At 43.5% G+C, this 23,815-nt stretch carries 20 protein-coding genes and 1 pseudogene; 10 read left to right on the top strand and 11 right to left on the bottom strand.

Annotation, left to right across the window (positions count from 1 at the left end; all coding sequences use genetic code 11):
• Positions 1 to 92: 92 nt before the first annotated feature.
• From BFP72_RS11170 to BFP72_RS11160, 3 genes and pseudogenes are all read right to left on the bottom strand, one after another.
• Entirely contained in the window at positions 93 to 707 is a 615-nt protein-coding gene (locus BFP72_RS11170; RefSeq protein ID WP_099599218.1) for an ATP-binding cassette domain-containing protein, read from the bottom strand.
• A 15-nt stretch (positions 708 to 722) separates the two neighbouring features.
• Positions 723 to 1,190, bottom strand: a pseudogene (gene fabZ / locus BFP72_RS11165) (3-hydroxyacyl-ACP dehydratase FabZ); the annotation flags it as partial.
• Between the two features lie 99 nt (positions 1,191 to 1,289).
• Positions 1,290 to 2,552: an HD domain-containing protein gene (locus BFP72_RS11160; RefSeq protein ID WP_099599216.1), complete on the bottom strand. Its 1,263-nt coding sequence runs from the start codon at positions 2,550 to 2,552 to the stop codon at positions 1,290 to 1,292.
• Positions 2,553 to 2,647: 95 nt separating this feature from the next.
• Between BFP72_RS11160 and BFP72_RS11155 the strand changes: the two genes are divergently transcribed.
• Genes BFP72_RS11155 through BFP72_RS11145 form a run of 3 tightly spaced genes read left to right on the top strand, consistent with a single transcriptional unit; the run spans position 2,648 to position 5,854 of the window.
• Complete coding sequence (locus BFP72_RS11155; protein WP_099599215.1) at positions 2,648 to 4,204, top strand: PglZ domain-containing protein; 1,557 nt, start codon at positions 2,648 to 2,650, stop codon at positions 4,202 to 4,204.
• Between the two features lie 5 nt (positions 4,205 to 4,209).
• Entirely contained in the window at positions 4,210 to 4,644 is a 435-nt protein-coding gene (gene tsaE / locus BFP72_RS11150; protein WP_099599214.1) for a tRNA (adenosine(37)-N6)-threonylcarbamoyltransferase complex ATPase subunit type 1 TsaE, read from the top strand.
• Positions 4,625 to 5,854, top strand: coding sequence for an alanine dehydrogenase (locus BFP72_RS11145; RefSeq protein WP_185123726.1), 1,230 nt, complete (start codon positions 4,625 to 4,627; stop codon positions 5,852 to 5,854). The genes tsaE and BFP72_RS11145 overlap by 20 nt, the downstream gene beginning before the upstream one ends.
• 103 nt (positions 5,855 to 5,957) lie before the next feature.
• Here BFP72_RS11145 and BFP72_RS11140 read toward each other — a convergent pair whose 3' ends face one another.
• Together BFP72_RS11140 and recA are read right to left on the bottom strand one after the other, a co-directional pair.
• A complete protein-coding gene (locus tag BFP72_RS11140) occupies positions 5,958 to 8,576 on the bottom strand; it encodes a valine--tRNA ligase (protein ID WP_099599213.1) in 2,619 nt (872 codons plus the stop codon).
• Positions 8,577 to 8,748: 172 nt separating this feature from the next.
• Positions 8,749 to 9,759 (bottom strand): recombinase RecA, encoded by a 1,011-nt coding sequence (gene recA, locus BFP72_RS11135; RefSeq protein ID WP_099599212.1) that lies wholly within the window; start codon positions 9,757 to 9,759, stop codon positions 8,749 to 8,751.
• A gap of 324 nt (positions 9,760 to 10,083) precedes the next feature.
• Here recA and BFP72_RS11130 point away from each other — a divergent pair, with 324 nt between their 5' ends.
• The 7 genes from BFP72_RS11130 to tsf all read left to right on the top strand — a co-directional run bounded on the left by BFP72_RS11130 (position 10,084) and on the right by tsf (position 15,309).
• The gene (locus BFP72_RS11130; RefSeq protein ID WP_099599211.1) at positions 10,084 to 10,767 is read left to right on the top strand and encodes a response regulator; all 684 of its coding nucleotides are present in this window, start codon (positions 10,084 to 10,086) and stop codon (positions 10,765 to 10,767) included.
• A gap of 15 nt (positions 10,768 to 10,782) precedes the next feature.
• A complete protein-coding gene (locus BFP72_RS11125) occupies positions 10,783 to 11,823 on the top strand; it encodes a cell wall metabolism sensor histidine kinase WalK (RefSeq protein WP_099599210.1) in 1,041 nt (346 codons plus the stop codon).
• Between the two features lie 45 nt (positions 11,824 to 11,868).
• The gene (locus BFP72_RS11120; RefSeq protein ID WP_099600763.1) at positions 11,869 to 12,585 is read left to right on the top strand and encodes an RluA family pseudouridine synthase; all 717 of its coding nucleotides are present in this window, start codon (positions 11,869 to 11,871) and stop codon (positions 12,583 to 12,585) included.
• Positions 12,586 to 12,714: 129 nt separating this feature from the next.
• Positions 12,715 to 13,158 (top strand): 50S ribosomal protein L13, encoded by a 444-nt coding sequence (gene rplM / locus BFP72_RS11115; RefSeq protein ID WP_099599209.1) that lies wholly within the window; start codon positions 12,715 to 12,717, stop codon positions 13,156 to 13,158.
• Between the two features lie 5 nt (positions 13,159 to 13,163).
• Positions 13,164 to 13,550, top strand: coding sequence for a 30S ribosomal protein S9 (gene rpsI, locus BFP72_RS11110; protein WP_099599208.1), 387 nt, complete (start codon positions 13,164 to 13,166; stop codon positions 13,548 to 13,550).
• Between the two features lie 33 nt (positions 13,551 to 13,583).
• Positions 13,584 to 14,342 carry a 30S ribosomal protein S2 gene (gene rpsB / locus BFP72_RS11105; protein ID WP_099599207.1) on the top strand — a complete coding sequence of 253 codons (759 nt, stop codon included), beginning with the start codon at positions 13,584 to 13,586 and terminating at the stop codon, positions 14,340 to 14,342.
• Positions 14,343 to 14,478: 136 nt separating this feature from the next.
• The gene (gene tsf / locus BFP72_RS11100) at positions 14,479 to 15,309 is read left to right on the top strand and encodes a translation elongation factor Ts (protein ID WP_099599206.1); all 831 of its coding nucleotides are present in this window, start codon (positions 14,479 to 14,481) and stop codon (positions 15,307 to 15,309) included.
• Between the two features lie 59 nt (positions 15,310 to 15,368).
• Here tsf and BFP72_RS11095 read toward each other — a convergent pair whose 3' ends face one another.
• From BFP72_RS11095 to BFP72_RS11070, 6 genes are all read right to left on the bottom strand, one after another.
• Complete coding sequence (locus tag BFP72_RS11095) at positions 15,369 to 15,758, bottom strand: response regulator (RefSeq protein ID WP_099599205.1); 390 nt, start codon at positions 15,756 to 15,758, stop codon at positions 15,369 to 15,371.
• A gap of 167 nt (positions 15,759 to 15,925) precedes the next feature.
• On the bottom strand, positions 15,926 to 18,010 hold the full coding sequence (gene metG, locus BFP72_RS11090; protein WP_099599204.1) for a methionine--tRNA ligase: 2,085 nt from the start codon (positions 18,008 to 18,010) through the stop codon (positions 15,926 to 15,928).
• Between the two features lie 59 nt (positions 18,011 to 18,069).
• A complete protein-coding gene (locus tag BFP72_RS11085; protein ID WP_099599203.1) occupies positions 18,070 to 19,725 on the bottom strand; it encodes a transglutaminase-like domain-containing protein in 1,656 nt (551 codons plus the stop codon).
• Positions 19,726 to 19,813: 88 nt separating this feature from the next.
• On the bottom strand, positions 19,814 to 21,136 hold the full coding sequence (gene rseP, locus BFP72_RS11080; protein WP_099599202.1) for an RIP metalloprotease RseP: 1,323 nt from the start codon (positions 21,134 to 21,136) through the stop codon (positions 19,814 to 19,816).
• On the bottom strand, positions 21,136 to 22,287 hold the full coding sequence (locus tag BFP72_RS11075) for a 1-deoxy-D-xylulose-5-phosphate reductoisomerase (protein ID WP_099599201.1): 1,152 nt from the start codon (positions 22,285 to 22,287) through the stop codon (positions 21,136 to 21,138). The genes rseP and BFP72_RS11075 overlap by 1 nt, the downstream gene beginning before the upstream one ends.
• A gap of 16 nt (positions 22,288 to 22,303) precedes the next feature.
• Positions 22,304 to 23,800 (bottom strand): GH3 auxin-responsive promoter family protein, encoded by a 1,497-nt coding sequence (locus BFP72_RS11070; RefSeq protein WP_099599200.1) that lies wholly within the window; start codon positions 23,798 to 23,800, stop codon positions 22,304 to 22,306.
• Positions 23,801 to 23,815 lie beyond the last annotated feature (15 nt).

Genomic DNA, 23,815 nt, shown 5'->3' with positions numbered 1-23,815 from the left:
AAAAAATAAAATTTGATCTATATCAAAAATAATTTTTTTTGTGTTCTCTACCTAATTATATCTCAAGGATATATCATAGTATTTTTGGTGGGCTAGGGATTCATCTCAATGGTCCTCGTACACATGCTGTATTCATGGCTTTGATTGGAGGCGATGAGGAGGGTGCATTCGCTTGGGAGTTGCTGTATTTGCGTCAGGTACCAGTCGATTCCCGTTTGATCTAGGTTGGCTGTGGGTTCGTCCAGTAGCAGCAGGTCGGCTTTGGTGAAAAAACAAAGACCAAGCTTGAGTCGCTGCTTCATGCCACTCGAAAAATTCTTGATGAGTTTGTTTTCTTGTTTTTGGAAGTACATGGTTTGGATCATCTGGTTTATGGATAGATCCTCGCGCATGGTTTTGAACTGGAAGTGAAACGTGAGCATTTCTAGCAAACTGAAATCTTCGATAAGTTCGAGGTAGGGGCTAGAAAATACAAGATGGTCAATCCAGTGATCTTGGTCCAGTGTGCCTTGGTCAGAGCGGTAAATGATCTCGCCATGGCTTGGCAGGGTCATGCCACCAATGGTTTTGAGGAGGGTAGATTTCCCACTGCCATTGGAACCGGTGATGGCGATGCGATCACCGGGAAGAAAGTGCTCTTCTATATCCTTGAAAATCCATTCTTTGTTGGAGAACCGCTTACTGATTTTGTCAAGGATTACTTCCATGTTGAATGGATGTGTTTAGGCGTCTTTTCTTACGATGCTGGCAGTCATTGATCCTTCAGAGGCCAACTTTCCGTTGACGTGCGCGGTGCCTTTCATTTTGGCAATACCTCTTTTGATCGGCTGCAGCAATTCGCATTTGATGTCCAAGGTGTCACCTGGCAAGACCATTTTTCTAAATTTGAAGCCCTCTACACCTAGGAAGTACGTCCAGTAGTTTTCTGGATCTGGTACAGAATTGAGTACCAAAATACCACCGATCTGTGCCATAGCTTCGATTTGAAGTACACCTGGCATGACAGGGTTGTTGGGGAAGTGTCCTTGAAAAAACGGTTCGTTGAAAGTGACGTTTTTGATGCCTGCTACATGAATATCGTCCAAATGGTAAATCTTGTCAATCAACAGAAAGGGGTATCTGTGAGGCAGTATTTGCGCAATTTGATTGATGTCATATACTGGGGGTAAATTTGGATCATAAGCTGGTACACCTGTTGTCTCTTTCTCCATTGTCATTCTATTTACTTGGCTAGATATTTTCTGAGTCGGCAAATTTAGTGTTTTTTACCAAAGTCGATCGCTTAGCTCCTAAAAAATGCGGTGGGAGCTTGGCTTTTGGAAATTAGCCGTGTGTGCCCAACAGAAATAATGCTTGGTGACTATTTTACTCATGGCTTTGATGTTGGGTAGGTCCGTGGCAATTTCTATGTCTACCAGTTCTCCTTTTTTGGTTAGTATTTTGATTTTTTGATCGCTATTGATGTAGGCTGCATTGCTGATTTGGCCTGCACTGGAGAAGAAGGAGGTTTCTTCGTCATTGAGGCCAGTACTCTGCTGTATTTTGTCCTTCATCTGCTGTACGAAGGATGCCTCTGGAGCGTGGTTGTCTAAGATGATTTTAAAGATATTTCTATCCAAGAGGTTTTTGCTGAGTGTAGAGAGGACAAAATCGGAGTGTGTGGACCAAAATTTCATGGAACCCCAAATGTCACTGTCATCTAGTAGTGAAAAACGTTCGATCAGTCGTGGGTCGTTGTTGAAGTCTTGGTTGGTGATGTCATGTTCTAAGAAGAATTTGAGAGCAGGGGTGGCAATCACTTCTACTTGTGCATGAGTCAATTGCTTGGCTCGTTTGATTAGCTGTATGAGCATTTCTTCTGCGCTCACTGCGGTTTTGTGGAGATAGACTTGCCAGTACATGAGCCGTCGCGCACTGAGGAAGTTCTCGATGCTGTAGATGCCCTTTTCTTCCACGACAATTTCGTCCTGCCTTACGTTGATCATGTTGATGATGCGTTCGGACCCAATGCTGCCTTCTGATACTCCTGTGAAGTAGCTGTCACGCTTGAGATAGTCCAGTCGATCTATGTCCAACTGGCTCGAAACCAACTGGTGGAAAAAATTTCTTTCGTAGGTGCCCGAAAAAATATCCAAGCCCATTTGAAGGGCTCCCCCAAACTGTTCGTTTATTTTCTGAAAAAAAAGTAAAGAGATGTCTTCGTGCTTGATGGAGTCTAAGAGGTTGAATTCCAGGGTGTGAGAAAAAGGCCCGTGTCCAATATCGTGAAGTAGAATGGCAAGCAGGGATCCTTCAAGTTCATGGTCGGATATTTCGACACCTTTGGCTCGGAGATTGTGCAGGGTCTGCTGCATCAGATACATTGAACCTATCGCATGGTGAAACCGTGTATGTAGTGCACCAGGGTATACCAAATTGGTCAGTCCAAGTTGTTTGATTCTCCTGAGCCTCTGGAAATAGGGGTGCTCGATTACTTCAAAAATGAGGTCGTTGGGAATCGTGATGAAACCATAAACTGGATCATTGATGATTTTGTTTTTATTGGTAGTCAAAATGAACTGGGATTAATAGGTAGTATGCCTCGATTTTTCTTATTTTGAAATTCTTTACCTTCTGCTGAATAGTGGATCAAATCTAAATAAATATTATGCGTAACAACAAAATATTGTGGGCTGATGACGAAATCGATTTATTGAAACCGCATATTATTTTTCTCAACAACAAAGGGTATGAAGTGACTCCTGTCAATAGTGGGTCGGATGCCTTGGATGCTTTGGCATCTGATGTGTTCGATATTGTGTTTTTGGATGAGAACATGCCGGGATTGACAGGATTGGAGACTTTGTCTCAAATCAAAGAAAACTATCCCAGTTTGCCTGTGGTGATGATCACTAAGAGTGAAGAAGAGCATATCATGGAGGAGGCAATTGGAGCTAAGATTGCAGACTATTTGATCAAGCCTCTCAATCCCAATCAGATCTTGCTTTCGGTCAAGCGAATCTTGGACAACAAACGCTTGGTTTCGGAGCAGACCAATATGAGCTATCAACAGGAGTTTCGCAATATCAGCATGGATATCAACGAAAATTTGGATTTCCAGGAGTGGATAGACGTCTACAAGAAGATGGTGTACTGGGAGCTACGAATCGATGAGACCGAAGAGAAAGACATGGCAGAGATTCTGACCATGCAAAAAGACGAAGCAAATAGCGGTTTTGGTAGTTTCGTGATGGATACCTACGAGTCGTGGCTCAATGACCCTAATGTGGAGAAGCCCCTGCTGTCTCATCGGGTGATGAAAGAGGAGGTGTTTCCCCTGATAGGACAGGGCGAACCCGTATTCGTGTTTATCATAGACAACCTGCGCTATGATCAATGGAACCTCATGGAACCTGTCATTTCTGAGTTTTACTCGATCGAAAGGGAAGTGCCTTTTTACTCGATTTTGCCTACGACTACAGCTTACGCTCGAAATGCCATTTTCAGTGGGATGCTTCCGGATGAGATGGCTAAAAAGCACGCTGACCTATGGGTAGGGGAAGAGGAGGACGAAGGAAAGAATAATAATGAGAAGGAATTTCTCCAGAGAAACCTAGACCGAAACAATATCAAAGCGTCCATTTCGTACAACAAGATTTTGCAAAAGAATCAAGGCAAGCAACTGGTCAATAATGTCAATAACTTGATGACAAATGACCTCAATATGATTGTCTATAACTTTGTGGATGTGCTGTCACATGCACGGACAGACATGAAGATGATTCGCGAGTTAGCTCCAGATGAGTCCGCCTACCGTTCGTTGACCATGTCTTGGTTCAACCACTCTACTCTGCTCGAGATACTGCGTATGTTGTCAGAGAAGAAGGTGAAGGTAGTCATTACGACGGATCACGGCACGATTCGCGTCAAGCGACCAGTCAAAATAGTAGGAGATAAAAATACCAATACCAATTTGCGCTATAAAGTGGGGCGAAACCTCAATGTGAAGAGTAGTGAGGTATATATCTGTAAAAATCCGGATGACTTACATTTGCCTAAGCCAAATGTGTCGAGTTCGTATGTGTTTGCACAGAAGGATTCTTTTTTGGCTTATCCCAACAATTACAACTACTATGTGAATTATTACAAGGACACTTTTCAACATGGCGGGATCTCGCTTGAAGAAATGATCGTCCCCTTGATACATTTAAAACCAAAGAACTAGAAAGGATGGAATTGGAGTTGAAATCTCTAGAAGACATAGCCCAAGTGGCAAAGTCTGTCATCGAGTATGCGGGCGATCATAAGGTATGGTTGTTTGAAGGAGATATGGGTGCTGGCAAGACAACCTTAGTGAAGGCAGTATGTCAGCAGATGGGAATAGTAGATGAGACGAGTAGTCCTACGTTTTCATTGGTCAACGTGTATGAAGACGCCATGGGGCGAGAGTTTTATCACTTTGATTTTTATCGGCTCAACGACGAGGAAGAGGCTTTGGATATCGGGTGTGATGAGTATTTTTATTCGGGACAGCATTGTTTTATAGAATGGGCAGAGAAAATCCCCTCATTGATTCCACCCAAAAACCTGAAAATAAATATTAACTTGACTTCAGATAATAGTCGAGTAATCAGCCTGAGCAAAGATGACGGAACAAATTCGTGAGAGTGTCTCCTCCCTAATAGAGGAATCTAAACTGTATCCACAGGAGAAGTTAGCGCCTATCAAACGCAGTTCGAAACAATTGCATATTGGGATTCCCAAAGAAAATTCTACTTATGAAAATCGCGTGCCACTCACACCTAAAGCGGTAGGTGCGCTCACAGATCAAGGACACAAAGTGATCATAGAACCGGGTACTGGAGAAGCGGCTAATTTTTCGGACCAAGAGTATACAGAGGCCGGAGCGAACTTGGCTGCTGGTGCGGAGGAGGTGTTTCAGTCCGAAATGATTGTCAAGGTGGAGTTCCCTACAGCAAAGGAGATCGACTGGATGACCTCTCGTCAAACGATCATTTCGACGATACATGCGGAAGAAAAGGATATTAGGAGTAGGCTGGACTTGCTGAATCAAAAAAAGGCGATTGCAGTAGGGTATGAGTTTATCGAGGATAAAGTGGGAGGGCTACCCATCGTACGTGCAATGAGTGAGATCGCAGGGGTCTCGGTCATGTCGATTGCTGCAGAATACATGTCCGCTGACCAACATGGCGCAGGGGCCATACTGGGTGGAATCACTGGTGTGCCACCTACCAATGTGGTGATCATCGGTGCAGGGACAGTGACTGAATATGCATCGCGCGTAGCGATTGCTTTGGGGGCTTCTGTCAAGATATTTGATAGGCATCTATACAAACTCCATCGATTGAAGCATATTTTGTCTGCGTCTGTGTTTACTTCTACCATCGATACCGTAGCACTCAAGAAGGCTCTTTGCGAGGCAGATGTGGTGATCTGTGCTGTGCGAAGTGAAAAAGGACAGCTCAAAAAGATTATATCGGAGGACATGGTCAAGGGGATGAAAAATGGAGCCGTCATTGTCGATGTGAGTATTGATGAAGGAGGGTGTGTAGAGACATCCATTCCGACCAACTTGAAGAAACCAGTCTTTGTCAAGCACGGGGTGATTCACTACTGTGTTCCCAATATAGCATCCAAGTATCCAAGGACCTCTACCAAAGCATTGAGTAATATTTTCACACCCATTCTCAATGGGATAGCAGCGTATGGAGGGGTAGATCAGATGATTTTTGAAAACAAGTGGTTCATGAAAGGAGTGTATTCATATAAGGGGTTCATGACCAATTATCATTTGGCTAATAAGTTTGGATTGAGATTCAAAGATTTGAATCTGCTGATGGCTGCTCGCTTTTGATACAGGTCATCGCGTGTTCAAGTTGTGGTTGACCTTATGTCCATATAAAAGGCTGCTGGTATGATTCCCAACAGCCTTTCGTGTTTTGAAACGGCGCACTCACTTAGAGCTTGGACTCCAGCATGGCGATTTTAGCTTCTGCGTCTTCTTTCTTTTTCTTCTCCATGGCTACTACTTCTTGAGGAGCATTGTTGACAAATTTCTCATTGCTCAATTTTTTGTCAATACCCAGGATGAAGCCTTTGAGGCGTTTGATTTCTGCTTCCGCTTCTTCTTTTTGGTCGTCTGCTTTGGCATGCTCTCCGAGCAAGACAAAATATTCGTCTCTATCGATGATAAAGCTCTCCGCATTGTCCTCTTTGTCGTTGGTTTGAGCGATAGATGCCGTATTGGCGAGCTTTTGGATCGCAGCAAAGTAGGGCTCAAGAGCAACAAAGTCTTCTGACTTGACCTTCAGGTCCAAGGCTTGTTTTGGTGAAATGCCATAAGTATTTCTTACGTTGCGGATGTTGGAGATCGCCTCAAAAGCGAAGGCTGTACTTTTGATGTAGGCCTGATCTATTTTTTCTGCTTTTGGCCATTCTGCTACGATGAGGTAGTCTTTGTCTTCTCTATCCTTGAGGTTGTGCCAGATTTCTTCGGACAAAAAGGGCATAAATGGGTGAAGAATTCTCATCAGTTTTTCGATGTATCCGATTGCTTGGTCATAGGTCAGTTGATCTACGGGCTGTTGATACTCGGGTTTGATCAATTCAAGGTACCATGAACAAAAGTCATCCCATATGAGCTTGTAGGTACTCATCAATGCTTCAGATAATCTGAATTTTGTAAACAAATCATCCAGTTCTATCAATACTTGATTGACGCGATTGTCAAACCACTGGTTGGCTAGTGTCGCGCTTGCTTCTTGAGGCTGGTCTACTATTTCCCAAGATTTGATGAGCCTAAATGCGTTCCATATTTTATTGGCAAAGTTTCTGCCTTGTTCGCATAGTTTTTCGTCAAACAAGAGGTCGTTTCCAGCGGCAGAGCTGAGCAACATGCCAACACGAACCCCGTCAGCGCCATACTGGTCTATCAGACCAAGGGCATCGGGAGAATTGCCGAGTGATTTGGACATTTTGCGTCGTTTGAGGTCCCTCACCATTCCTGTAAAGTATACTTTTTCGAAAGGTTTGTCATGACCGAACTCGTACCCGGAGAGAATCATACGAGCCACCCAGAAGAAAATGATGTCCCACCCTGTGACGAGTACTTGCGTAGGGTAGTAGTATTTGTACTCTTCGTTGTCTGGATTTTCGAACCCATCGAATACAGATATTGGAAGTAGAGCGCTGCTAAACCATGTGTCTACGACATCTTCGTCTTGTTTGAGATCATCAAGAGTCAGGTTTGTATCGCCTGTGTCCTGGATGGCCATGGCTAGTGCTTCTTCCTTGGTTTTGCCTACAGCTACTCCGTCTTCGCCATAGTAGTATGCGGGGATTTGTTGCCCCCACCATAGCTGTCGTGAGATTGGCCAGTCTTTGATGTTTTCGAGCCAGTGCTTGTATGTGTTTTTAAATTTGTCTGGAAAAAACTGAATGTTGTCATTCATGACGTTTTCCAAGGCAGGTCCTACGAGTTTTTGCATGTCCACGAACCACTGCAGAGATAGTTTAGGTTCGATGACTGTGTCAGGGTTTCTTTCTGAGAATCCGACGTTGTGTCTGAGGCTTTCGGTTTTGATGAGAATGCCTTGCTCTTTGAGTTGCTTGGAGATGTTTTTTCGAGCTTCTTCGCGTGATTGGCCGACAAAGAATTGGGCTGTCTCATTGAGTGTGGCGTCATCGTTGAGGATGTCTATAGTCTCTAAGTTGTGTTTTTGTCCTAGGTCATAGTCATTGGTGTCATGTGCAGGGGTGACTTTGAGGCATCCTGTTCCAAACTCAATGTCAACATATTCGTCTTCGATGATGGGAATACTGCGGTTGACAATCGGTACGATGGCGCGCTTTCCTTTGAGGTGGGTGTAGCGTTCGTCGTTGGGGTTGATACATATGGCTGTATCTCCTAGTATTGTTTCAGGTCTTGTTGTGGCGATTGTTAGTTTTTCGTCACTTCCCTCTACAGCATATTCTACGTAGTACAAGGCAGCATCTACATCTTTGTAGATGACTTCCTCATTGGAGATGGTGGTTTTTGCTTGAGGATCCCAGTTGACCATTTTGTAGTCTCGGTAGATGTATCCTTTTTTGAAGTAGCTGATGAATACATCAACTACTGCCTTGGAGTTTTTTTCATCCATGGTGAAGAAGGTCCTGTCCCAATCGCAGGAAGCTCCAAGTCTTTGGAGTTGATTGAGGATGATGCCTCCGTATTTTTCTTTCCACTCAAATGCATGCGCAAGGAACTCTTCACGAGTCAAGTCTGCTTTGGTAATGCCTTTTTCACGGAGAAGGTTGACTACTTTGGCTTCTGTGGCGATAGACGCATGATCGGTGCCTGGGATCCAGCAGGCTTCTTTGCCTTCCATACGTGCCTTTCTGATGAGTACATCTTGTATGGTATTGTTGAGCATGTGTCCCATGTGCAGGACACCTGTGACGTTGGGAGGTGGGATGAGTATGGTGTATGGTTCTTTGTTGGGATCTGGTTTGGAACTGAAAAAATCACGGTCCAACCACTCTTTGTATCTCTTACCTTCTACCTCTGAAGGGTCGTATTTTGCAGATATTGACATGCTTACCTAGTTAAAAAATTGCAAGCGCAAAATTATAAAAATTAGCGTGCTATATGAGAGGTAGCGGTACTTTATTGTGTGATCGTGGAAAGATCGTCCCTTCGTGCTTTGAAAGGGCCAAAGAAAAAGAGCAAGACGATGGCCTTGCTCTTTTGTGGTGGTTATAAATATCTTATGCTTCTTCTACTTTGCCACCGATTTTGTTCTTGATGGCGAGTTCGAGTTCTTCCATCAACTCTGGATTGTCCAATAGGATGTTTTTGACAGAGTCCCGACCTTGTCCGAGCTTGTTGCCTTTGTAGGAGAACCACGAGCCTGCTTTGTTGACGATATTTAGTTCTACACCTATATCGATGATTTCCCCTACTTTGGATATTCCTTCGCCGTACATGATGTCAAACTCCACGACTTTGAATGGCGGAGCTACTTTGTTTTTGACTACTTTGACACGCGTTCTGTTTCCGAGGATGTTGTCTGCGCTTTCTTTGATCTGGCCAATGCGTCGAATGTCAAGTCTGACTGAGGCGTAGAACTTTAGTGCATTACCCCCTGTGGTCGTCTCAGGGTTGCCAAACATCACGCCGATTTTTTCTCTCAACTGGTTGATGAAAATACAAGAACAACCTGTTTTGTTGATTGCGCCAGTGAGCTTTCTTAAGGCTTGACTCATTAGTCTTGCCTGTAGCCCCATTTTGCTATCTCCCATTTCACCTTCGAGTTCGGCTTTGGGGACAAGTGCAGCTACAGAATCAATGACGATGATGTCAATAGCACCTGAGCGAATTAGGTGCTCTGCGATTTCTAGGGCTTGTTCTCCATTGTCTGGCTGTGAGATGAGTAGGTTTTCAGTGTCAATACCTAGTTTTTCAGCATAGTGTTTGTCAAATGCGTGCTCTGCATCGATGAATGCTGCCATGCCTCCTTGTTTTTGGGCTTCAGCGATACAGTGCATGCTGAGTGTAGTTTTTCCAGAGGATTCTGGACCATAGATTTCTACAATTCTGCCTTTGGGGATGCCTCCAATCCCCAAGGCAATGTCCAAACTCACAGAACCCGTAGGGATGGACGGGATATCTACTACACTTTCATCGGACAGTTTCATGACTGTGCCCTTGCCATAGGTTTTCTCCAGTTTGTCTAGTGTCAGTTGGAGTGCTTTGAGTTTTTCAGCGTTTTCGCTCATGGTGTTTTCTTTATGTTGCGGAATAGGCCTGCAATTTATGCCTATTCTGATTATTGTCTTCGTTATTTCTTTTTTGTAGAAAGAGTAAATATTTTAGCAATTATAATACGGATGATTGATATTAAAAACATAATACTAAAAAAATTAGCACTATGTTTTTTTAGAAGTGCTTTGAGGCTATCTACTAAAATACGCTAGTTATATTTCCCTAATATTACTATTTTGTTACTACTTGGGATTTTGTCATTCAAATTGAAGAAAAATCATAAGTTTTGGGCGTTTTTTAATCGTGGATTAATACATAGTTTTTTATTTAAATAAATCATGTCAGGAAAGAAGAAAATACTGGTAGTAGATGATGAGGTTGATATTTTGGATTTATTGAAATACAACTTGGAAAAGGAGGGGTTTGAGGTAGAAGTCGCTGAAAATGGAATGGAGGCTGTCGGTATTGCAAAAGAATTTGTCCCTGATTTGATTTTGTTGGATATCATGATGCCAGGCCAAGATGGGGTGGAGACGTGTCGTCAGCTGAGGGAGTTCAAGGAATTGTCCAATAGTTTTATCATTTTTTTGACAGCTCGGGTAGAGGAATACTCAGAGGTAGCTGCGTTTGAGAACGGAGCGGATGATTACCTGACCAAACCGATCAAGCCACGGGCATTGATGAGTCGGATCAATGCCATATTTAGACGTTCGAAAAAGGAAATTGATCAAGAAGAAAAAGTCACCGCAGGGGATTTGCATATCGACAAGCAGAGTTATACTGTCAAAAGAAATAACGAGGAGTTTTCCCTGCCGAAAAAGGAATTCGAGCTGCTTTATTTCTTGGCGCAACACCCGGGCAAGGTCTTTAGCCGAGACGAATTGCTTTACAATATATGGGGTACAGATGTGTACGTTTTGGCTCGAACAGTCGACGTACATGTACGAAAAGTCAGAGAAAAGATCGGCGAAGGCTATATATCGACCATCAAAGGGGTAGGGTATAAATTTGACGCAGAGTGATCGTGAATCATAGTTATGTTATTGAATTCTAGAGGGCTCGCCCTTATTTTGTCAGGCTGTATCGCTGCTATTGTTTTGGGCAGTTTGATGTTGCTACCTGATGTGCCTGATTATGCCTATTGGTTGGTGTTTTTCATCTCTTTCGGTACAGGGTATATATTGATCAACATTGTGCTTGAGTTTTTGTTTTTCAAAGAGCTCCGAAGTATTTACAATATGTTTGAACAGATTCGCTCTAATGACCTTTCGAAACTAGAGCGAAACAAGAAATACGGACATAGTTCACTCAATCAGATTCATGAAGAAATCTATGCGTATGCGCATGGCAAGGAGAATGAAATCGAAGAATTGAAGCAATTGGCCAAATTTAGGAGGCAGTTTCTGGCAGATGTATCGCATGAGCTCAAAACTCCGATTTTTGCTGCTCAAGGGTTTGTACATACGTTGCTCGATGGGGCGATTGATGATATGGACAATCGAATGAAGTTTCTCAAACGTGCGGCCAAAAATCTGGATGGCTTGGATATGCTTGTGCAGGACCTATTGACAGTGTCGCATATGGAGGCGGGAGATATCACGATGCAGCTAGAGCCAGTCGATCTTTGTGAAATGATCTTTGAGATCTTTGATCAGATGGAAAACAACGCTCATAAGCATCATATCACGCTCAAGATGAATCATGCGCGTGAAGAGGAGATCAAAGTACTCGTAGATGCACAGCGCATCCATCAAGTGTTGATCAATCTAGTTACTAATGCTATCAAATATTCGGATGAAGGCGGGATCGTGGAAGTGTCGCTTGTCGATCAAGGAGATAAGCAACTTGTCATCGTCAAGGACAATGGAATTGGTATTCCGCTAGAACATCTCAATCGCATTTTTGAGCGCTTTTACCGAGTGGACAAGAGTAGATCCAGAGCTATCGGTGGTACAGGTTTGGGGCTGTCTATTGTCAAACATATCGTAGAGGCTCATGGTAGCGAGATCAAGGTGGATAGCACACCAGGAGAGGGGTCCGTCTTCAGTTTCGAATTGGATAAGTATCAGTCGCAATAGTAACCCTTTCCTTTTCTTTGGCTTACTTTGCTCAAAAAAGTAGAAGTGTCAAAGAATATTAACCCTTTAGATCTAATTTGTTTTGAAGATGATCGTTTTTTGGTCATCAATAAACCGGCCTTGATATCTACTCTCGAAGATCGAGCAGATGCCCGAAATATATTGTCTATGTTTCGGGAAATATACCCTGGGGTATCGGTATGTCATCGATTGGACAAGGAGACTAGTGGTGCGTTGTTGATGGCAAAGGACGAAGAGGCTTATCGTGCTGCAGCATTGCAGTTTGAGGCGAGAGAAGTCGACAAGGTCTATCATGCCTTGGTCAAAGGGCAGTTCGCAGACGAGACACTACAGGTAGATATGCCATTGAGGATCGCAGGATCAGGTCGGGTCAAGATTGATTCGAAGCGAGGCAAAGAAGCGACTACTTTGTTTCGTCCCAAAGCCTACATGGGTAATTATACTTTGGTAGAAGCTAAACCCGTATCTGGTAGACGTCATCAGATTCGTGCACATTTGGCCTATTTGGGTTTTCCGATCTGTGGAGATGAATATTATGGAGGTGAGCCGGTCTTCCTCTCTGCGATCAAAAAGAACTATAAAATCTCGGAAGGAAGGGAAGAAAGACCTCTTTTTGATCGTGTGGCATTGCATGCCTATCAGATAGCACTTAGTCCGCTGGAAGGGCACACCATTCAAGTGGCGTGTGATTATCCCAAAGACTTGGACATGATCCTAAAGAAGATCGAGAAGTTTGGTTGAGGTAGTAATTATTTCTGAAAACTGCAATCTTATTTTTACTTCAGCTTTGTTATTGCTAAAATAAATTTCTATTTTTGTGTCCCTTTTCGAGGGGGAGTAGGATTTTGACTATAAAAATCATAGAAAACAGTGGATTCAATAAGTTATAAAACAGCCATTACGAACAATGCCACAGCTGACAAGCAGTGGGTCGTAGTAGATGCTGAAGGAAAAGTATTGGGAAGATTAGCAAGTGAGGTTGCTAAGATGATCAGAGGTAAGCACAAACCGGGCTATACGCCAAACGTAGATTGTGGTGACAATGTAATAGTGGTCAACTCTGATAAGGTAAAACTTACAGGAAAAAAGTGGACTGACAAGCAGTATGTGTCACACACAGGCTTCCCTGGAGGTCAGAGAACTCAAACTCCTAACGAAGTAAAGGCAAAGTCTTCTACTATCTTGGTAGAGAGAGCCGTAAGAGGTATGCTTCCAAAAAATAGATTAGGAAGAGCCTTGTTTAATAATTTGTTCGTTTACGAAGGAGCTGAGCACAAGCACGAAGCGCAAACTCCGAAAGAGATAAAACTTTAATCTGAATGGAAGTAATAAACACCATTGGTAGAAGAAAAACATCTGTAGCTAGGTTGTACATGACACCTGGCAAAGGCGATGTTAAGATCAACAACAGGGACTTGAAAGAGTATTTCCCTTTTGAAATTTATCAAACTATCGTAAAGCAACCTTTGGTATTGGTTGCCGAAGATGGAAACTATGATATGAATATCAATGTATCTGGTGGAGGAATGAAAGGTCAAGCAGAAGGAATTCGTTTGGCTATCTCTAGAGCATTGGTTGAAATCAATCCTGAACACAGACCTCCTTTGAAGAAGGAAGGTTTCATGACGAGAGATCCTAGAATGGTCGAGCGTAAGAAGCCGGGTAGAAGAAAGGCGAGAAGAGCATTCCAGTTCAGCAAGCGTTAATCAATATTGTATTTTATATATAAGTAAATTTTAATGGCCAAATTAGAGCACAAAGACTTACTTGATGCTGGTGTCCACTTCGGACACTTGACGAGAAAGTGGGATCCGAAAATGGCACCATACATCTTCATGGAGAAGAATGGTATCCATATTATCGATCTACATAAAACGCTTGATTGCCTCGAAGAAGCATCAAATGCACTCAAGCAGATAGTGAAATCAGGACGAAAAGTAATGTTCGTTGCGACCAAAAAGCAAGCGAGAGAAATCGTTTCTGAAGAAGCTAAGAGATTAAGAATGCCTTACGTCACTGACAGATGGCTAGGTGGTATGTTGACCAACTTTGCGACGATCAGAAAATCGTTGAAAAAGATGTCTTCAATGGACAAGATGTTGAAAGATGACGCTTTCAAAAACTTGGCGAAGAGAGAGAAGTTGATGATCAGCAGAGAAAAAGTTAAATTGGAGAGAATCTTAGGAGGTATCGCTGATTTGACAAGATTGCCAGCAGCACTTTTTGTTGTAGACATCAAAAGAGAGCATATCGCAATAAAAGAAGCACAAAAATTGAATATCCCTGTATTCGCTATGGTGGATACTAACTCTGATCCTAATCAGGTGGATTTCCCAATTCCTGCTAACGATGACGCATTCAAGTCTATCCAGTTGATCATGAATCACATTGGAAAAGAAGTGGAAGAGGCTTTGTCTGAAAGAAAGAAGGATAAGGAAGATGCTAAGGAGCAAGAGGCAGCAGCCGCTAAAGCAGCCGCTGACGAAAAAGGAGAGTAATCATACTATTTTGAAATAGTATCCATATATGAAAATTGAATCCCAATAATTTTGGGGTTCAATTTTTGTTTAAACCCGTCCGAAAAATGAGATGGGTATTTGAAAAGAAGTTAGAAAACATAAACTATATTTAGAAATGGCAATTACTGCACAAGAAGTAAACAAGCTGCGTCAAATGACTGGAGCGGGTATGATGGATTGTAAAAAGGCTTTGGTTGAAGCTGAAGGTGATTTTGACAAGGCAATCGAATTGCTTAGAAAAAAGGGACAAAAAGTATCTGCCTCTAGAGCAGATAGAGAGACCAACGAAGGAGTCGTGTTTGTGAAAACAAATGCTGACAATACTACAGGTGTAGTGGTTGCTTTCTCTTGTGAGACTGATTTCGTGGCGAAAAACGAAGAGTTCATGGCTTTGGGTAACGATCTAGCTACAGCTGCTTTTGAAAACAAACCAGCAGATGCTGCTGCTTTGAAAGAATTGAAGTCTGGAGACTTGACGTTTAACGATCGTATCATCGAAATGATCGGTAAAATCGGTGAAAAGATGGATGTAATCGCTTATGAAGTGATGGAAGGCGAAGCAATCGTACCTTACGTGCACGCAGGAAGTAAATTGGGTGTGTTGGTATCCTTGAAAAATACAGGTGGTGTAGATGTGACTGAAGCGGGTAGAGATGTAGCGATGCAAATTGCTGCTATGAACCCTGTAGCAGTTGACAAAGACGGTGTAGACGCTACCATCGTAGAAAAGGAAATCGAGATTGGAAAGGATCAAGCAAGACAAGAAGGCAAGCCAGAGGCTATGTTGGAGAAGATTGCTTTGGGTAAATTGAACAAGTTCTACAAAGAGAACACCTTGTTGGCTCAAGCCTTCGTGAAAGACAACAAGCAGTCAATTGCACAGTACTTGGATGGTGTAAACAAAGGAATGACCGTCGTTGAATTCAAAAGAATCGCGATTGGTTAATCCATTAGGATAATTGAAGTTGGTTACTGAGCCGTCTGTCTTTTGACAGATGGCTTTTTTTATACATCAAGCTGAGTGAGTGCTTCGTCGATGGCCTCTTGGATTTCTTGGGTGTCAAAAGGCTTTGTGAAAAATTTGTGAATGATTTTTTGTTCGATTGCAGTTTCGATTTCTTGGTTGTAATCAAATGCGGTAAGGATGAAGTAAGCAATGTTGGAGAACTTGGCACGAGCCTTAGTGATGAATTCGACCCCATTCATGGTTGGCATACGCATGTCACTGATCACGACGATGATTTGATCGTGGTGGCTTTCGAGTTTTTCTAATCCTTCGGGACCTGAGAGCGCAGTGACTACTTGATACAGAGATTCAAAACTTTTTTCGAATAAAAACAAATTGAGTTCCTCGTCATCTACATAGAGTACAGTGATATTTTTTGTATCAGTCATTGCATTAGTCTTTGTTTGAAAGGAGTTGAGTACCAGACGATTGATGTTCTGGCGTTCATGTCCATGTCATACTTGTATGGAGTATATCTAAATCTAGTCTATTTTGGAATAGCATCCAAGCCCTCTCAAACCCTCTTGTCGGTTGATTTGAGAGGGGGTAGGTGTTGCTAGCTTACTTGAGAGCCGTTTTGAACGTTTTTGTCAGCTTGTAATAAACTGAGCTGTCCTTCGCTGTCTTCTGCCATCAGTATCATGCCCTGTGATTCAATTCCCATGATTTTGCGCGGAGCTAGGTTCACAAGCATAGTGACTTGTTTGCCGACCATTTCTTCGGGACTGTAGTGCTTGGCTATGCCACTCAATACGGTACGTGTATCAATACCGGTATCTACTTTGAATTTGAGTAGTTTGTTTGATTTGGGTACTGCTTCAGCTTCAAGGATTGTCCCTATACGTATGTCCATTTTCATGAAGTCGTCAAAGATCATTTCTTTTTTCTGCGGTTCTACGTTTTCTACGGTTTGTTGCACAGGCTTTGAATTTTCTAATTTTTCAATTTGTTTGTCTATTGCTTCGTCTTCTATTTTTTCAAAGAGGAGTGTCGCTTTTTCTATGTTTTGACCTACGAATAGTAGATCCGCTCGTCCTGCATCAGACCAGGTGAAGTCACCCAGGTTGATCATTTGTGCGAGTTTGTCTGATGTCCTTGGTAAGAAGGGCAGAGAAACAATAGAGAGGTTTGCGGCGATCTGCAGAGCGATATTGAGTATAGTGGCAGTTCTTTTTTCATCTGTTTTGATGAGTTTCCATGGTTCTGTTTCTGCGAGGTATTTGTTGCCAAGGCGTGCTAGATCCATTACATGGGCGAGAGCTTCTCTGAATCGATACTTGTCTAGACTATCCGCAATTCGTGAAGGGAACTCAGCAAGTTCTTTGAGTACTTCTTGATCGACAGCTTCATGTGCGCTTACTTTGGGTAGTTTGCCGTCGAAATATTTGTGGGTTAGTACAACTGCACGGTTGACGAAGTTGCCGTAGATTGCGACGAGTTCGTTGTTGTTTCTGGCTTGGAAATCTTTCCAGGTGAAGTCGTTGTCTTTGGACTCAGGTGCGTTGGCACAAAGGACGTAGCGAAGGACGTCTTCTTTGTCTGGGAAGTCTTCGATGTATTCGTGTAGCCATACTGCCCAGTTTCTACTGGTAGATATCTTGTCGCCTTCTAAGTTGAGAAACTCATTGGCAGGGACGTTTTGTGGTAGAATATAGCCTCCATGTGCGTGCAAGATAGCAGGGAAGATGATGCAGTGAAAGACAATATTGTCCTTGCCAATGAAGTGAATGAGGCAGGATTCATCCTCTTTTTTCTTTTGGGTCTTCCAGTAGTCTTCCCAGTTTTTACCTTTGTCGGCGGCCCATGCCTTGGTAGCGGAGATGTAACCAATGGGCGCATCTAACCAGACGTATAGTTTTTTGCCTTCTGCATCAGGGAGGGGGACGTCAACTCCCCAGTCTAGGTCACGAGTCATAGCACGTGGTTGTAGCCCTGCTTTTAGCCACGAGCTACATTGTCCATAGACATTGGGTTTCCATTGTCCTTTTTTCCCTTCGATGAGCCATTTTTCTAGCCACGGTTGGTATTTGTCTAGGGGGAGGTACCAATGCTTGGTGGACTTCAATATAGGCGCTTTTCCACTCAATGTGGAAACAGGATTGATGAGGTCTGTGGAGTTGTGAGATGTACCACATTTCTCACACTGGTCACCATAGGCAGCCTCATAGTTGCAATTGGGGCAAGTGCCTGTCACATAGCGATCTGCTAAAAACTGGCAGTACTCCTCGTCATAAAATTGTTCAGACTCTTTTTCTACAAACTCTCCTTTTTCGTAGAGGTTGGTGAAAAATTCTTGTGAAGTTTCGTGGTGGATATCAGAAGAGGTACGGTGATAGATGTCAAAATCAATTCCAAACTTCTCAAAAGTGTTTTTGTTGATTTGGTGGTATTTGTCAATTATGGCTTGTGGGGTAGTGCCCTCTTTTTTTGCTCTGAGGGTGATCGCAGCACCGTGCTCGTCACTTCCACAGACGTAAGTTACCTCTTTGCCTTTGGAACGGAGGTATCTGACGAAGATGTCGGAGGGTAAATATGCTCCAGCGATGTGTCCAATATGTAGGGGGCCATTGGCATATGGGAGCGCAGAAGTAATCGTATATCTTTTGAAATCTTTTTGCACGAATTTTTTTTGGACAAAGATAGAAAGATTAGAAAGTAGAGAGGTGTTTCGGTCTGTTTTTGATCGAAGTAATTTTGGGATTATTCTTTGAACTTAAGGTTCTTTTTGATCAATTCTGAAAGCGCTTCTTCACGATGCTCTCCACTGATTTTGATCAAGTAAAAGCTGCTACCATCAGGGATCATGATTATAACTTGATGAGGTGTTTTGATGCAATAGTGTTCGCGCTTGAGGTCTTTGAGTGTTGTGATTTCATGGCTTGCATTGTTCCATTGCTGTAGGTAGTGTGTTTGATAATTGTCTGATAGGATAGGGGGAGTAATGTATTCAAAGGAAATATGGCTGTTGTCGCTGGTTAGCACAAGGAACAGTGGAGAGATGCGTGTAGTGTCTAGAGGGGTGATGTGGAAGCCTTTTGGGATGTCAAGTTGTAGGCCTAACCCTTTGTTTTCGTAGTATGGTGACTTGATCTTTTCTTGTTTGGTGCTGATTCGGTGTGCTTTGCCGTCTTTTAGGTAATTGAGCGTATGGATAGATGTGAGCATGGGAAGATCAAAGAGTGGCAAGATACCAGTGTATAGATCACTGGTGGCTAGAGGGAGGTAGAGTGCAGAGCTGATCGGACTGTGTGGGTTTGGGTTGAAGATGACCCATTCGTCGGCGATCCCAATTTGTACCCAATATTTTCGTACCCACTGTCCATGTTGGTAATAGTATCCATGAACCAATCGTGAGGGGAGTTCGATACTTCTAGCCAGTTTGAGTAGCTGCAATGAGGGGTGTTTGAAGTCCAGTGATCGGCAATAAAGAGTCAATTGGTAGGCGATTTCTTCTGGAGTTGTGAGGGTTCTGGTCAGAGAATCTGCTATTGAGAAGTAATTTAAGTCCTGGGTGTTGAGCCAGGTATTGGAGGCTGTTGTTTGTGCTAGCTTCATACTGTCTATAGGTAGAGGAGTGAAGCTGTTGTCTGTGAGGTTGATGGTACTGTTTTGTTCGTTGGTTGTGGTCAGTGCGAGTTGAATAGCGTTGACGTTTTTAGGGTCAGGAAGCCATATGTTGGAGGGGAGTTGTTTGAGACCATAGCTTTGCGACATAAACTGAATCAGAGAGTCAATTGGGCGTAGGGGTTGGATGTTTAGTCTGCCTATTGGTGAGTTTTGTATCGAACTGTATAGTACAAAGTCTTGGTTGTATATGCTCTCTATTGGGCGTTTGCCTGGAATGGAGTCTTGGACGATCCAATACTTTTGAGCGAGGATTATTTCGTAACTGGAGATTGTTCTCCAGAGAGGGACGGCTTGGCCATGATCAGGAGAATAGGCAAGGCATTGTATGCTGTCACCTACTTGGTTTAGTTGGCGTTGACTCAATTGTTGAAGGCCATAGGGGCCTAGTATGGAAGGAGAGTAGCTTGGTGCTCGCGTCGAATCAGGGGTGTAGTAGATGAACTGGGTGGTGTCGCCGGCTAGTACACTCAGATCAGTCGATACTGATACTAATGCTCCATAGGATAGCTCATAGAATTGATGCCGTACATAGGCTTGGGTTGTACCCTCATCGTGTCGATAGTTGAGTTGTAGAGTGGTAGTGGTCCGTACTGTATCTAAATATATGTGGTTTGTTTCGTACGTGCCGACCTTGTTGTTGTTCCAGGTAATGCGATATTGTTGGGGTTGGCCAAAGGAGGGTAGGCTGAGAAGGATAAGTAGCGGGGTTAGATGGAGTTTTAGTTTCATCAACTATTGCTTGGAGTTATTGGCGACAAGTTAAGAAAAAAGCCAAGCTGTGAGGCTTGGCTTGGTTGTTTTTTATTAGGAATGAGCTTTAGAACAAGGCCTTGAATACATCGTTGAAGATTGCAAATCCCATAAGGCCGAGCAAGAGTACCATGCCCACTTTCTGGGCTCCTTCGAGGAATTTGTCGGAGGGTTTTTGGCCAGACAACATCTCGTAGGTCAAGAATACCACATGTCCACCGTCAAGTGCTGGAATCGGCAGGAAGTTCATGAAGGCGAGAACCATAGACAGGAGACCAGTCAACCCCCAGAACTTGTCCCAGTTCCATGTGCCACCAAACATCTGTGCGATACCAATAGGTCCACTGAGAGACTTGGATGCAGATACTTCCCCTCTGAATATTTTGCCGAATGCTTTGATGTTGACCCATACTACGTTGAAAGCCTGTTCTGTGCCTTTGTTGACAGATTCGCCAAAGGTGTATTCTTCGTGCGAGAAGTCTAAAAGTGGTTCAGCAACAAACCCAAGGGTTCCATCTTCCCCCACTTTAAGATCAAGGGTTTTTTCTCCTGCATCTTCGGTTTGGACTGTGGCTTGAATATCTTTCTCTTTGTTTTTAGTCAAAATTTCTTTGAGCTGATCAAAGTACATGACAGGCTGGTTGTTGATCGAGATGAATCGATCTCCGGCTTCAAGTCCACCTTTGGCGGCAGCACTACCGAGTTGGACTTGCCCGACTTTGAAGGGTTGCCTTGCTCCTAAAAATTGGCCATCGTACTCCTTTTTGTCCGCAAATTTGTTTAGGAAGCCATCTGGTAGTGTGATGGTGAGTATCGAATCACCACGTAAGACTTGAAAGGTAGAGTTCTCTTTTAGTATTACTTCGTTGTTGACCAGGTCTGAAAAACGCTCGTAATCTTGTCCATTTACGGCTGTGATACGGTCCCCAGTTTGGAAACCAACTTCTTGTGCTAACTTGTAGGCATAGATACCGTTTTGGTTTAGCGCTTCTTTGGTGAGGTAAGATTCGCCATTGTTGTAGGTCATGGTTATGAAAATCACAATGCCAGTGATGACATTGACGATGATCCCACCCATCATGACAATCAGTCTTTGCCAAGCTGGTTTGGCGCGAAACTCCCATGGCTCAGGTTCTGCAGATAGGTTTTTGGTGTCTAGCGATTCATCGATCATTCCTGAGATTTTGACAAATCCACCAAGAGGAATAGCCCCAAAAGAATATTCGGTCTCTCCGTATTGAAACCCCCAGATTTTGGGAGGGAAACCGATGGAGTACTTTTCTACTCTCATGCCAAAGGCTTTGGCGGCCAACAAGTGTCCCAACTCGTGTAATCCTACCAAAATCGATAATCCCAACATCAATTGGGCTGCCATTATTATTGCTTCCATCAACGAATTATGTCTAGTGCTATTTTTCTTGTTTCTTTATCGGTCTCTACATAATCTTCCAAACTTGGTGAAGATATGAAAGAGATCTGATCCATGCATTTTTCAACTACATCGGACATCTCTAAAAAACCTATACGATCTTTCAAGAACTCAGATACAGCGATTTCATTAGCGGCATTGAGAGTACATGGAAGGTTTCCTCCTTTTTCCAAGGCCTCAAATGACAGTGCCAGATTTCTAAAAGTACCCATGTCTGGTTTTTCGAATGTCAAAGATGGGTATTCTGTAAAATTGAACCTAGGAAAAGTACTTTTAATTCGGTCAGGGTAAGTCATAGCGTATTGTATAGGGAGCTTCATGTCCGGTAAACCCATTTGTGCCTTGATGGAGCCGTCTTCGAACTGTACCATCGAATGGATGATGGACTGAGGATGGACAATCACTTCGATCTGGTCGGGACGGAGACCGAATAACCACTTGGCTTCTATGACTTCTAAGCCTTTGTTCATCAGGGAGGCAGAGTCGATGGTGATTTTTGCTCCCATATCCCAGTTGGGATGCTTGAGTGCTGCTTCTTTTTTGACGGATTGTAAAAACGCCTTGTCTTTCCCTCGAAAGGGGCCACCTGAGGCCGTCAAGATGATTTTTTCGATGGGGTTGCCGACTTCTCCTGTCAGACACTGGAAGATGGCCGAATGCTCCGAGTCAACGGGGAGTATGGTCGCGTGGTATTCTTGGGTCAGTTGAGTGATGAGCTCGCCAGCTACGACGAGTGTCTCTTTGTTGGCGAGGGCAATGATTTTGCCTGCCTTGATGGCATGTATGGTGGGTAGGAGTCCTGCATATCCCACGAGTGCAGTGAGTACGATATCGACAACTTCCAGCTCTGCGATATGGCAGAGCCCTGCTTCTCCTGCAAAGACTTTGATGTCGTGTTTGTCCAATGCTTCGAATACCTGGTCATACTTGTCTTCGTTGGCTATGACTACCACGCTTGGCTTGAATCGAAGGGCTTGCTGGATCAGCAAGTCTGCGTTGCTGTAGGCTGAGATGGCTTCCAGTTCGAACTGATCGGGGTTGGCAGCTATCACATCGAGGGCTTGAGTGCCTATCGATCCTGTCGAACCTAGTATGGATATTGTTTTTTTCAACGGTTGTCGTGTTTTTTTATCTTCTGTATTTCATCAATTCATTTGCAATCTTGCGGTCGTTGGACAAACGAGGAACTTTGTTTTGTCCTCCGAGCTTGCCCTGTGACTTCATGTAGTCTATAAAGGCGTTTTTTTGGAGAGGGATGATCTCTAGCTCCTCCAAAATACTCCCGACGATTAGGTCCTCATAGTAGGAGTTGAGTTCGGTGAGTTTTTTGTCCAAAATTCTTTTGAATTTTTGGAAGTCAGCAGGAGGTTGATCGAACTCTATGAACCACTGGTGTCGTGGCAGTCCTGACTCTGGTGTTACTTGTGGAGCTACTGTGAACTCCACGATTTCTGCTTCACTGTGTTGGGATAAGGTAAAGTTCATGGCTTTCTCTACCTCCTGGCCGATCACATGTTCGCCAAACGCGGAGATGAAGTGTTTGATGCGACCAGTAACCAGTATTCTGTAAGGTTGTTTGGAGACAAATTCAATGGTGTCACCAATGGAGTATCCCCAGAGCCCGGCGTTGCTATTTATGATAAGGGCGTAATTGACGCCTAGTTCTACTTCTCCGATACTCAGACGAGGAGGGTTGTCATCAAAGTATTGGTCGGCAGGTATGAACTCAAAGAATATCCCTGAGTTGAGCAACAGTAGGAGTCCGTTTTGATCTAGGGTGTCTTGGTAGGCTATGAACCCCTCGGAGGCAGGGTAGGTTTCTACCGAATCGATAGTTTTGCCAATGCTTTCGAAAAGTTTGCCTCGGTAGGGCTCGAAGTTAACACCACCATAGACGAAGAGTGAAAAGTTAGGAAATACATCCTTGATCGGTTTACCGGTTTTTTCGGTGATGCGATCAAAGTACATCTGTACCCAAGGTGGGATGCCAGAGATGAGGCTCATGTCCTTGTTGAGGGTTTCTTCGACGATGGTATCAAGTTTGGTTTCCCAGTCCTCGATGCAGTTTGTGTCATAGCTGGGCATCTGATTGGATCGGAGGTAGCCGGGTACGTGATGGTTGACAATACCGGACAGACGTCCCGTGTGTATGCCGGCTGTTTGGGTCAGTATTGGGCTGCCTGATAGAAAGATGAGATGCTTGTCTAAAAATGCACTTTGCCCGGAGTTGTGCACATAGGTGAGGAGTGCATTTCTTGCACTGTTGATGTGATTGGGTATGGAGTCTTTGGTGATGGGGATATACTTGGTGCCTGAGGTTGTACCTGAGGTTTTGGCGAAATATTCTGGTTGGCCAGGCCACAGGATATCGTTTTCGCCTTGCTTGATTTTTTCCACATAGTCTTTCAGTCCCTCGTAATCCGATACTGGTACTGCTGATTTGAAGTCTTCGTAGCTCTCTATGTCTGCAAAGTGATGGTCTCGACCATACTGAGTGTTTTTGGCTTTGGAGACTATGTCTTTGAGGATTTTGTTTTGCGTTGCGACAGGATCAAGTGACCACTTTTTTTGTGCATTGACGATGTATTTGGCAAAAGGCTTACTGAGTGCAGATCGGAATCCCATAATTTAATTGAATTG

Source organism: Reichenbachiella sp. 5M10 (genome assembly GCF_002742335.1).
Lineage (GTDB): Bacteria > Bacteroidota > Bacteroidia > Cytophagales > Cyclobacteriaceae > Reichenbachiella.
Note: the sequence above shows the minus strand (reverse complement) of the source record. Positions and strands in the feature narration are given on the sequence as shown.

Bases quoted from the DNA above. Each gene is read 5' to 3' on its own strand.
- rpsI (WP_099599208.1), top strand. From the start codon at position 13,164: ATGGAAGTAATAAACACCATTGGTAGAAGAAAAACATCTGTAGCTAGG.
- BFP72_RS11155 (WP_099599215.1), top strand. From the start codon at position 2,648: ATGCGTAACAACAAAATATTGTGGGCTGATGACGAAATCGATTTATTG.
- tsaE (WP_099599214.1), top strand. From the start codon at position 4,210: ATGGAATTGGAGTTGAAATCTCTAGAAGACATAGCCCAAGTGGCAAAG.
- BFP72_RS11145 (WP_185123726.1), top strand. From the start codon at position 4,625: ATGACGGAACAAATTCGTGAGAGTGTCTCCTCCCTAATAGAGGAATCT.
- BFP72_RS11130 (WP_099599211.1), top strand. From the start codon at position 10,084: ATGTCAGGAAAGAAGAAAATACTGGTAGTAGATGATGAGGTTGATATT.
- BFP72_RS11085 (WP_099599203.1), bottom strand. From the start codon at position 19,725: ATGAAACTAAAACTCCATCTAACCCCGCTACTTATCCTTCTCAGCCTA.
- recA (WP_099599212.1), bottom strand. From the start codon at position 9,759: ATGAGCGAAAACGCTGAAAAACTCAAAGCACTCCAACTGACACTAGAC.
- rpsB (WP_099599207.1), top strand. From the start codon at position 13,584: ATGGCCAAATTAGAGCACAAAGACTTACTTGATGCTGGTGTCCACTTC.
- BFP72_RS11125 (WP_099599210.1), top strand. From the start codon at position 10,783: ATGTTATTGAATTCTAGAGGGCTCGCCCTTATTTTGTCAGGCTGTATC.
- BFP72_RS11095 (WP_099599205.1), bottom strand. From the start codon at position 15,758: ATGACTGATACAAAAAATATCACTGTACTCTATGTAGATGACGAGGAA.
- BFP72_RS11170 (WP_099599218.1), bottom strand. From the start codon at position 707: ATGGAAGTAATCCTTGACAAAATCAGTAAGCGGTTCTCCAACAAAGAA.
- BFP72_RS11140 (WP_099599213.1), bottom strand. From the start codon at position 8,576: ATGTCAATATCTGCAAAATACGACCCTTCAGAGGTAGAAGGTAAGAGA.
- BFP72_RS11070 (WP_099599200.1), bottom strand. From the start codon at position 23,800: ATGGGATTCCGATCTGCACTCAGTAAGCCTTTTGCCAAATACATCGTC.
- tsf (WP_099599206.1), top strand. From the start codon at position 14,479: ATGGCAATTACTGCACAAGAAGTAAACAAGCTGCGTCAAATGACTGGA.
- rseP (WP_099599202.1), bottom strand. From the start codon at position 21,136: ATGGAAGCAATAATAATGGCAGCCCAATTGATGTTGGGATTATCGATT.